1 protein-coding gene is annotated in these 1,070 nt (G+C 47.3%); it reads right to left on the bottom strand.

Annotated elements, in window-relative coordinates:
- Positions 1-1,000, bottom strand: a 1,000-nt coding sequence (locus ACP5L5_RS11705; RefSeq protein WP_428764005.1) for a hypothetical protein, incomplete at its 3' end; no start/stop codon positions are given.
- Positions 1,001-1,070: the final 70 nt, after the last annotated feature.

Here is a 1,070-nt window from a genome sequence, read left to right on the forward strand (position 1 = left end):
TAACGGCCTTGCTAGACCAAACTTCAACCTCGACATTGTACTCCCTTAGACGTATCGTGAAGCCGAGCTCATTTATCAACCTCTCGATTATGCCGAACCACAACTCATATTTAGCGAGGCCCATTATCAACCTCACGTACCTCCTACTAACGTTTACCTCACCATCGCCCCATATCGCAGGAGCCAGGAATACCCTGAGCCTATCCTCGTCAAAGTTCTTAACATCCTTAGCCACCTCCTCCTTCAACCTCGCCCCATAATCCTTAGCGACTAACTGCCACATAATTGATGCGCCATCCCCATTTATGTATATGCCATCTATGAGCATGTGGATTCTACCTGGATAACACAGCGCCCACAGAACCACTTGCCATGGCTGCGTGGTACCCATTGCTGGGTGGCCATTTATAACGCCTCCATCCGTTAATTCCCAACCACGTTGGACGGCCTTCAGTAGCTCCTCATCGCTGAACGTATTGGCTATCTTGATGTCGTCTCCCTCGAGCTTGGACAGCGATAAGTTTATCGTGATACCTCCTCTCTTAGCGACTTTACTCACTACAATAGCCACGTCTCTGTTGTATAGGTGCACCATCAGCGACTTCTCGCTGTTATGCTCGCCAGTCACTACTATGTCAATGGCATTTTTCTCGAGTAAATCCATCAACTCGAGCAATTGCCTCCAATAAGTTTCGACCCACCTCCTCCTCAGCTTCCTCAACAGCTTAATCATCTCCCTAGCGATTTTCCTGGCCTCCCTAACCCTCCTACCCCTATCGTTTTTATGCTCCTCAAGCCACTGCTCGAATAGATTAATCAACTCGTCAATGAACGAGACGTTCTCGAGCTTGCCCCTATGCACCTCAATCCTTTCCTTCAACCCATTGATTAACCCCTTGACCTCCTTAATAATGGCTTCATCCGTAACCAACTCACCACAAACAAACCTCCTACCCCTCTTAACACCCCAGCAAATCCTCGGCTTACCAACCTGAGCCATAGCCAATTAAACAACTCAATGCATGGATTCTTTAAAAACCTTCCCATTTTACCAGAAAGAATTAAATAGA

The sequence above is a fragment of the Vulcanisaeta sp. genome (assembly GCF_049966235.1).
GTDB lineage: Archaea > Thermoproteota > Thermoprotei > Thermoproteales > Thermocladiaceae > Vulcanisaeta > Vulcanisaeta moutnovskia.